This window comes from Aeromonas sp. QDB68 (genome assembly GCF_027707405.1).
Taxonomy (GTDB): Bacteria; Pseudomonadota; Gammaproteobacteria; order Enterobacterales; family Aeromonadaceae; genus Aeromonas; species Aeromonas caviae.
Genome location: NZ_JAPCIQ010000116.1, coordinates 1 through 9218 on the forward strand (window position 1 = coordinate 1; position 9218 = coordinate 9218).

At 52.7% G+C, this 9218-nt stretch carries 7 protein-coding genes; all 7 read left to right on the plus strand.

All coding sequences use genetic code 11. The features are described from left to right. The coding region (locus PG892_RS20025) for an N-6 DNA methylase (protein ID WP_270825758.1) at positions 1-651 on the plus strand (651 nt) is incomplete at its 5' end. Between the two features lie 100 nt (positions 652-751). Next, complete coding sequence (locus PG892_RS20030) at positions 752-1888, plus strand: ISAs1 family transposase (protein ID WP_069785125.1); 1137 nt, start codon at positions 752-754, stop codon at positions 1886-1888. A 21-nt stretch (positions 1889-1909) separates the two neighbouring features. Continuing rightward, positions 1910-3094 (plus strand): restriction endonuclease subunit S, encoded by a 1185-nt coding sequence (locus PG892_RS20035; RefSeq protein ID WP_270825763.1) that lies wholly within the window; start codon positions 1910-1912, stop codon positions 3092-3094. Further along, positions 3091-3777, plus strand: a complete 687-nt coding sequence (locus PG892_RS20040; RefSeq protein WP_270825759.1) for a UPF0149 family protein — start codon at positions 3091-3093, stop codon at positions 3775-3777. Before PG892_RS20035 ends, PG892_RS20040 begins: the two co-directional genes overlap by 4 nt. 114 nt (positions 3778-3891) lie before the next feature. Then, complete coding sequence (locus PG892_RS20045) at positions 3892-5397, plus strand: AAA family ATPase (protein ID WP_270825760.1); 1506 nt, start codon at positions 3892-3894, stop codon at positions 5395-5397. Continuing rightward, the gene (locus PG892_RS20050; protein WP_270825761.1) at positions 5388-6881 is read left to right on the plus strand and encodes a VWA domain-containing protein; all 1494 of its coding nucleotides are present in this window, start codon (positions 5388-5390) and stop codon (positions 6879-6881) included. Before PG892_RS20045 ends, PG892_RS20050 begins: the two co-directional genes overlap by 10 nt. A 5-nt stretch (positions 6882-6886) precedes the next feature. Beyond that, positions 6887-9160, plus strand: a complete 2274-nt coding sequence (locus PG892_RS20055) for a type I restriction endonuclease subunit R (protein WP_270825762.1) — start codon at positions 6887-6889, stop codon at positions 9158-9160. The last annotated feature ends 58 nt before the right edge of the window (positions 9161-9218 follow it).

Here is a 9218-nt window from a genome sequence, read left to right on the forward strand (position 1 = left end):
GCCAACCCGCCCTTTTCGCTGGATAAATGGGGTTATGAGGAAGCGGGGAACGATAAGTTCGGTCGCTTCAAGCGCGGGCTGCCGCCCAAAACCAAGGGGGATTACGCCTTTATCCTCCATATGATTGAAACCCTTAAGCCCAAGACTGGCCGCATGGGGGTAGTGGTGCCCCACGGCGTGCTGTTCCGGGGTTCCAGCGAGGGCAAGATCCGTCAGCAGCTAATCGACGAGAACCTGCTCGATGCGGTGATCGGCCTGCCAGAGAAGCTCTTCTATGGCACCGGCATCCCCGCCGCCATCCTGATCTTTAAAAAGCAGAAGGTGGATGACAATGTGCTGTTTATCGATGCTAGCCGCGAGTTCAAGGCGGGTAAAAACCAGAACCTGTTAAGCGCGGACAATATCGCCAAGATTGTCGCTACCTATCGCAACGGCGGCAATGTCGATAAATACGCCTACCTTGCCTCGCTCAAAGAGATCAAGGAGAACGACTACAACCTCAATATCCCCCGCTATGTGGATACCTTCGAAGAAGAGGAGGAGATCGATCTGCTGGCGGTGCGGGCCGAGCGCGAACAACTGAAAACCCAGCTGGCCGAGCTGGAAATCGAGATGGCCAAGTATCTGGAGGAGTTGGGTTATGGTGCCTAAGGGGTCAGGGCAAGATCGCGAACGTTTTTTAAGCAGGGCACGAGGATTTGACCGACCGAACAGGGTGTGATCTTATACTCTCTTTTACGGGAGTTTCGTCATGAACCATCAAGCGGCATTTACCCAATTCTTCTCCGAACTTGAAGACCCTCGTCAGACAACCAAAATCGCGTACCCCTTCTTCGATGTGGTTTTTCTCACCGTCTGTGCTGCTATTGGTGGAGCTCAAGGTTGGGAAGATATCGAGCTTTTCGGCGAGGCACATCTGGAATGGTTTCAGCGTAATGGATTGTTTCATAACGGATTACCTGTTCACGACACCATAGCCAGGATCATCTCCCGTATTCAACCGGAGCAATTCCAGAACGCCTTCGTCCGCTGGATGCAAGCAACATCAGAACGTACCGATGGTGAGCTGATTGCCATTGACGGCAAGACCTTACGCAGCTCTTACGACCGAGACAGTCGTCAGTCTACCATTCATATGGTCAGTGCCTTTGCCGCTGAGAATCGTCTGGTGCTCGGGCAAGTCAAAACAGATGAGAAATCTAACGAAATCACCGCCATTCCTGAATTACTGGCACTCCTCGATATAAAAGGCTGCCTGGTATCCATCGATGCCATGGGCTGCCAGACTGGAATAGCCTCAACCATAGTCAAGGGCGGTGGCGACTACTTGCTGGCGGTAAAAGGTAACCAGCCCACACTGCATAATGCAGTACGCGCAGCTCTGGCCGAGTCGACCAAGAAGCCGCTGAGTGAAGAAACGCTCAGTGTCGAGAAAGAGCACGGTCGCATCGATGGCCGCGAGTACCATGTGTTACCAGCCGGAGCACTATCAGAGCAATTTCCAGAGTGGAAATCGCTGAAGACTGTCGGTGTCGCAATATCCTATCGAATTGAAAATATGGAAAAATTTTCGATGGAGTATCGCTACTACATCAGCTCGGCTGAACTGACACCAGAGCAGTTTGCTTCAGCGGTACGAGGGCACTGGGCAATTGAAAATAGCCTGCACTGGGTTCTGGATGTCGTGATGAATGAGGATGCCTGCCAGATATATCGAGGTGATGCCCCTCAAATATTGGCCTGTGCACGACACATGGCGCAAAACATGCTGCGAGCCGAAACCAGCCGTAAGGCAAGCTTGCGGAAGAAGCAGCAATTTGCGGGCATGAGCAGCCCATATCTGGAAAAGGTATTGGATGCAGGGCTGGCTGAATTGAAGTCAATTTAACAATATGTTCACGCTCTCGCCCTGCCTAAGGGGTGGTCTCAGAAGTTAATTTCTGATGTCGGTGCTGTCGTAACAGGAAATACTCCACCAACCAGCAACCCTGAGTATTACAATGGGAAATATCCTTTTGTATCTCCAGCTGATTTAGGTGCGCATAAATTGATAAACTCTAGTATTAAGAGTTTATCCTCCCAAGGAATGGAAAAAGCAAGAAGTGTAAGAGCAGGTGCTACGCTTTTCACTTGCATTGGCTCAACAATCGGAAAAATAGGGCTTGCGGGATGCACGCTAGCAACAAATCAGCAAATTAATGTTGTGATCCCCAAGCCAGATTACGACGATGATTATGTATATTATCAGTTGGAGTTGAGAGCTGCATATATTGCAAAATTAGCAGGAACCCAAGCAGTTCCAATAATTAACAAAACCACATTTGAATCACAATGTATTTTGGTTCCTGATTCACTGCCAGAACAAAATAAAATCGCCAAAATTCTCTCCACTTGGGATAAGGCGATCAGCACCACCGAGCAACTGCTGGCCAATAGCCAGCAGCAGAAAAAATCGCTGATGCAACAACTACTCACCGGAAAAAAGCGCCTGCTGGATAACAATGGTGTGGGGTTTAGTGGGGAGTGGAAGTCGTACCATTTGTCTCATGTGACTGTAATAGTGATGGGCTCATCACCTAAATCTGAAGCATACAACGAGAATGGAGTTGGTCTTCCTTTACTTCAAGGAAATGCAGATATAAAAAATCGCATATCGGCCCCAAGAGTTTTTACTTCTGAAATCACAAAAGAGTGTGAAATTGGCGACATATTACTTAGTGTTCGCGCCCCAGTTGGAACTGTCGCTATATCTGAGCATAAAGCTTGCATTGGGCGAGGAATTGCCGCATTGCATGCCAAACCTAATTTTGACCAAAGCTTTATTTATCAATTTCTCCTTTGGTTTGAACCTAAGTGGGGCTCTCTTTCCCAAGGAAGTACCTTCGAGTCAATAAATAGTGATGACATAAAAAATCTGAAGATTAAGGTGCCTAATTTTGGCGAGCAACAAAAAATAGCCGCCGTACTGACCACTGCCGATCAAGAAATTACCACCCTGCAACAAAAACTCGACGCCTTAAAGCAAGAAAAACAGGCCCTGATGCAACAACTGCTGACCGGTAAACGGCGGGTCAAGGTCGAGGAGGCAGCATGAAAAAAGTGACCCTTCACCCCATGACCGAGGCTGACGTTGAGTGGCTGGAGCAGCGGCTGATGGAGTATGGCAACGACGATTCGATGCTGAGTCTGTCGGCACTCGACGGCTTTCTGACCGCCGTGCTTTCCGGCCCCAAGCTGGTATCGCCGAGCCAGTGGTGGCCGGCACTCTGGGGCGGCATGCCCCCCGAGTGGTCGTCCGAGCGGGAGATGAAACGGGCGCTGGACCTTATCATGGGCCATATGAATATTCTGGCCCATACCCTCTGTTATCAGCCCGAGCACTTTATCCCTGTGTTGATGGTCAATCTTTTCGAAGAACAAGAGATCTGCAACGCCGAAGAGTGGTGCTTTGGCTATCTGCGTGGCATGGCGCTGGGGAACTGGCCAGCACTGCCAGAGGAGCTGGATACCTGGCTTGAGGTGATCCGCCTGCATGGCAGCGATGACCAATTGCCACTGCTTGCCAGCCTGTCGCTGCCGGAACATCAGCAGAGCGTGGCCGAAGTGGGCCCTGCCGCGTTGAAATTGCACGCCTATTTTCTCGTACAACGGGGGCCAAACAGGGGGCCTGTCGCGGCGCCATCGGTGAAACCGGCCAAGGCCCCTGCCAAGGTCGGGCGCAATGAGCCCTGCCCCTGTGGTAGCGGCAAGAAGTACAAGCAGTGCTGTTTGCACTGATCAGGCGCTCGGCCCGTACCCTCAGTGAGGGTGACGGCCAGGCGAATGGCGAGCCTTGGTTGCATCGCATCACCATAAAAATTAAATAAGATAAACAGTCAGTTAGGGATAAACATGAAATTACAACAACGGATGGAACGGCTGGTCAACGCGGTATGTGAAGGGATGTTTGAGCGGGAGGAGGTGATCTCGGTGGCACTGCTGGGTGCCTTGTGTGGTCAGAATACCTTTCTTTACGGCCCACCCGGCACGGCCAAAAGCCTGATCTCCCGTCGCATCGCCTGTGCCTTTGCCAATCCGGCCTACTTCGAGTACCTGATGAACCGGTTCAGTACCCCCGAGGAGGTCTTTGGCCCCATCTCGATCAAGGCACTCAAAGAGGATCGGTATGTTCGTAAAACCGAGCATTATCTGCCCCAGGCCGATTTCGCGTTTCTGGACGAGATATGGAAATCGAGCCCGGCGATCCTCAATACCCTGCTGACACTTATCAATGAGCACACCTTTCGCAACGGCGAACAGATCGAGCAGGCCCCACTGAAAGCCTTGGTGGCTGCATCAAATGAAACGCCCGATGCCAATCAGGGGCTGGATGCGCTCTATGATCGCTTTATCATCCGCCTGATGGTCGGGCCCATTGAGCAGTCTGATAATTTTGAACGATTGCTGGCGTGCAAACCGACCGAGGCGGCCATCAGGGTTGATGACTCGCTTATTGTGAAGGCCGATGAGTGGGCTAAATGGCGAGAGCAACTGCATGAGGTGAGTTTGTCACCGGAAACCCTGACCATTATTCGCCTGATCCGCAGTGAACTCGCCACCAAATATGACAAACTGAAGGTCTATGTTTCCGACCGCCGCTGGCAGCGGGCGACCCAACTGCTCAAGGCCGCTGCCCTCTTTAATGGCCGCAGCGAAACCAATCACAGTGATGCCTTGCTATTGCGGCACTGCTTGTGGACCCATGAAGAGAACCGTCTTGCCGTTAACGATATCGTCGAGCAAGCCGTTAAGGATACCGGTTTTGACAGTGGTATTAATCTCGCGCAGATTGATGCCGAAAAAGAATCATTGGAGAAAGAGATCCATAATGAACTTTTCAGTGCCACTGATATTTACGATACACAGATTATTAATGGGCACGCTTTTTTCAAAGTGAAGAACGACTTTGATAATACTAGGATTGGTTCTTACATTTTTATTCCATTGGATAACCTTAAGAACACACATGAATTCCACCCGACAAGTGAAACGGGTAATGAACTAAATTATATTGTCTGTCAATTTGATGGCCAGGGTACTTGTCGGATATCAATGAAGAGCCGATATGGCAGTTTTAATTTCAAACCAGAAGTTCTCTTCCATAAAGGTGACAAGAAACCAAATATTAACAAGCGGCTTATCACCTCATTGGCTGAGTCGGTGGCAAAAACCAGAGAACAGCTTATAGACACTCTGAATAAGATAGAAAAACAGTGCCAAGGCTATGAGAAAAAATTGGCATCCATTTTCGTTCCTGCCCAGCAGAGCGCATTGGCTATTGATGGCATTACCGAGCAGATTGCTCGGCTCAAATTGCGTATCAAAGATTGTGAACGGCTGGAAGCCTTATGCAAATAAGCCAGGTGGAGAGTGCTTCGCATCTCGCTCAAAAAGAACTCCGCGACAGCTATGGTGGATTGCTGGCTCACTCCAGCTCGCTGACCAGCCAGGTCTCGCAGCACATCGAGGAGTGGAAGAGAGATACTGAGGCAGCGTTGACCAACGAGTGTCCATTCGCTGAGCATGCCCACAAGCTGAACCATTGGCGAAGAGAGAGTGCGCTTGGCGATATATCCAAAGCCTCTTTTCAAGGGGCGGTGAAGGATTATCTCGCGCTCTGTAAAGCCAGCCAGCACCCGGTGGACCCGCCATTTTGGCAAAAGCAGGTTGCCGATAGTTTCGCTCAGGACGCGGAGCCGCCGAGTGCGGATAAGGTCGTCAGTTGCCAACTGCTGGCTACTGAATGGCAAAAGGTGCTGGATAAAGCCCGCAATAGTTGGGAGCTGGCCAGGATCGAGCAGCTGCGTCGCCAGTTAATGGAACGATTGGAGAGCATGCTCAAGCTGTTGCAGCAGTTGCAACCGCTGCTTGAAGCGTTGGGGCTGGATCCGGGGCGACTGGTTGATCTCTCCAGTGGCCAGCTCTCTGCCCAAGATCTGGCCCAGTTCCAGAAGTGGGCAAGCTATCTGGCAAACGACAAGGGGTTGCATGCGTTATGCGACTTGCTCGGCAAGATCCGGCAGATTGAACTCTCCGAAAAGATTGAGCGGGTGAAGGTCAACCACGTTCTGGATCTCTGTCTGCCCGATATCAACTCCCGAGAGGAGATAGTGGGTATTAGGTTGGGACGAGATCTGGAGCATGTATTGCCCAGCGAGAAAGCCCTGTTGGCTGATGACGAGACCGCATTGCTGTTTGATTTGAAGTTCGTCGAGTCACGACTGATGAGCTTTGATATGGCAGGTATGCAGACTCAACATCTGCATGTTGAACGAGAAGAGGAGAGGCCGGTCAACGAAGAGGAGAAGCGCGGCCCCATGATCCTCTGCGTTGATACCAGTGGCTCGATGAGCGGGGCGCCCGAGACGATCGCCAAAGCGATGACGCTATTTCTGGCAACCAAAGCGAGAGAGGAGCAACGCCCCTGTTACCTGATTAACTTCTCTACGGGTATCAGGACCTTGGAGTTGAGTGGAAAATGGGGCCTTGCGTCGATAATCGACTTTCTGAAAATGTCGTTTCATGGTGGTACTGATGCGGCACCAGCCCTTGGCCATGCGTTGAAAACCATGGCCGCAGAGACCTACCAAAAGGCCGACCTGTTGATGATTTCTGACTTCATCATGGCGGATCTGCCACCGGAGACCCTGGCAAATATCGAGCAACAGCGTGGTAAGGGTAACCGCTTTTACTCTCTGGTGGTCGGCTCTGCTTATATGGTTCAGCGGCTAAAGCGCCTCTTTGACCATGAGTGGGTGTATAACCCGACGACGAGTACCATTCATGAGTTGATCGGCTTTCAGCAAAAAATTGACAACCAGTTTGAGGCATCCCCGTTATGAAGGCCTTGCCGAAATTTCAAGAAGAGTACAGCGCCAAGATCCCAGCCCTGACCCTGCTGACCCAGTTGGGCTGGTCTTTCTTCTCCCCTGAACAGACGCTGGCGGCACGGGATAACAAGTTCGATCAGGTGGTGCTGCGCCAACAACTGCGCAGCGTACTGGCCGAGCGCACCTTTGTGTTTGCGGGCAAAACCTATCCGCTTTCCCCTAAGTCAGTGGACAATCTGGTCAGCGAGCTGTGCAGCCCGGCCCTGAATGAAGGGTTGCAGGCGGCCAACGAGCGGCTCTATAACCACTTGCTCTATGGCATGTCGGTCACCGAGTTTGTTGATGGCAAGAAGGTGAGCCCAACCATCCCCCTTATTGATTGGCACAACCCGCACAATAACCGCTTCACCTTCACCGAAGAGTTTCGGGTTACCCGCGCAGGCGGCATCGAGTCGCGTCGCCCGGATATCGTCTGCTTCGTCAATGGCTTGCCCTTGGTGGTGATCGAGGCCAAGCGCCCGGATGGCAACGCCAAAAAAGGGCCGACCATCAAGGAAGGGATCTCCCAGAGCCTGCGCAACCAGCGCCCGGATGAGATCCCGCTGCTGTTTGCCTACAGCCAGTTACTGCTCTCCATCAATGGCATCGAAGGGCGATATGGCACCTGCGGTACGCCGGAGAAGTTCTGGGCCGCCTGGCGTGAGGAAGACATCGGCGATGGTGAGATGACAGCCATCAAGAATCAGCCGCTCTCATCCGAACAACGCTCTGCCCTGTTTAGCCACCGGCCCGCCGCCGATCTGGGCTGGTATCAGTCCCTAGTTGCGGCTGGCGAGCTGGCGGTCAGTGATCAGGATCGGCTGCTCATCAGCCTGCTTTCCCCGGAGCGGCTGCTGGAGATGACCCGCCTGTTCACCCTGTTTGACAAGAAGGCGGGCAAGATAGTCGCCCGCTACCAGCAGGTGTTTGGCATCAAGCGGTTGATCGAGCGTATCAACCAAAAACGTCCCGATGGCGGGAGAGAAGGTGGGGTGATCTGGCACACCACTGGTTCGGGCAAGTCGTTCACCATGGTGTTCCTCAGCAAGGCGCTGATCCTGCATGACAGTTTGAAACAGTGTCGCCTGCTGGTGGTGACCGACCGGGTGGATCTGGAGAGCCAGCTCAGCAAGACCTTTGCCTCCAGCGGTGAACTCGCGGGCAAGAAAGACAAAGAAGCGGCCATGGCCACTTCAGGCAAGCGGTTGGCCGAGCAGATCGGTAAGGGCAGCGAGCGGATCATCTTCTCGCTTATTCAGAAGTTCAACTCAGCCACCAAGTTGCCGGAATGCATCAACAAGAGCCCGGATCTCATCGTGCTGATCGATGAGGGCCACCGCAGCCAGGGGGGCGAGAACCATATCCGCATGAAGCAGGCGCTGCCCAACGCTGCCTTTGTTGCCTTTACCGGCACGCCGCTGCTCAAGGATGACAAGACCACCAACAAGTTTGGCCCCATCGTCCATGCCTACACCATGCAGCGGGCGGTCGAGGACAAGACGGTGACGCCGCTGCTCTATGAGGAGCGCATCCCCGACCTGGAGGTCAACGAGCGGGCCATCGACAGCTGGTTTGAGCGTATCACCCTGGGGTTAAACGAGCAGCAACAGGCCGATCTGAAACGCAAATTTGCCCGCAAGGGCGAGATCTACAGCGCGGAGGATCGCATCAAGCTGATTGCGTTCGATATCGCCAGTCACTTTTCAAACCACATTGTCGAGGGGCTCAAGGGCCAGCTGGCCTGCGATAGCAAGGCATCGGCGGTGCTCTATAAAAAGTACCTCGACGAGGCGGGGCTGTTCGAGTCGGCGGTGGTGATGAGTCCGCCCGACAGCCGGGAAGGCAACACCGAGGTCGATGAATCGACCACCCCGCTGGTCACTCAGTGGTGGAAGGAGAATGTCGGCACTCAGGATGAGCAGGTGTATTCCAAGGCGCTTATCGAGCGTTTTGCCGATGAGAATGATCCTCTCAAGTTGCTGGTCGTGGTGGACAAGTTGCTGACCGGCTTCGATGAACCAAAGAACACAGTGCTCTATATCGACAAGCCACTCAAAGAGCACAACCTGATCCAGGCGATTGCGCGGGTCAACCGGCTGCACCCGAAGAAGAAATTTGGTCTGCTTATCGACTATCGCGGCATCTTATCCGAGCTGGATACCACCATCGGCAAGTATCAGGATCTCGCTTTCCGCACCCAAGGCGGCTATGACGTTGACGACCTCAAAGGCCTCTCATGTACAGAACCTTAAGCGGCAAGCGAATTAATAATACCGTCTAACGTGTTGTTTTGCTTGGATTTTCTCTGCC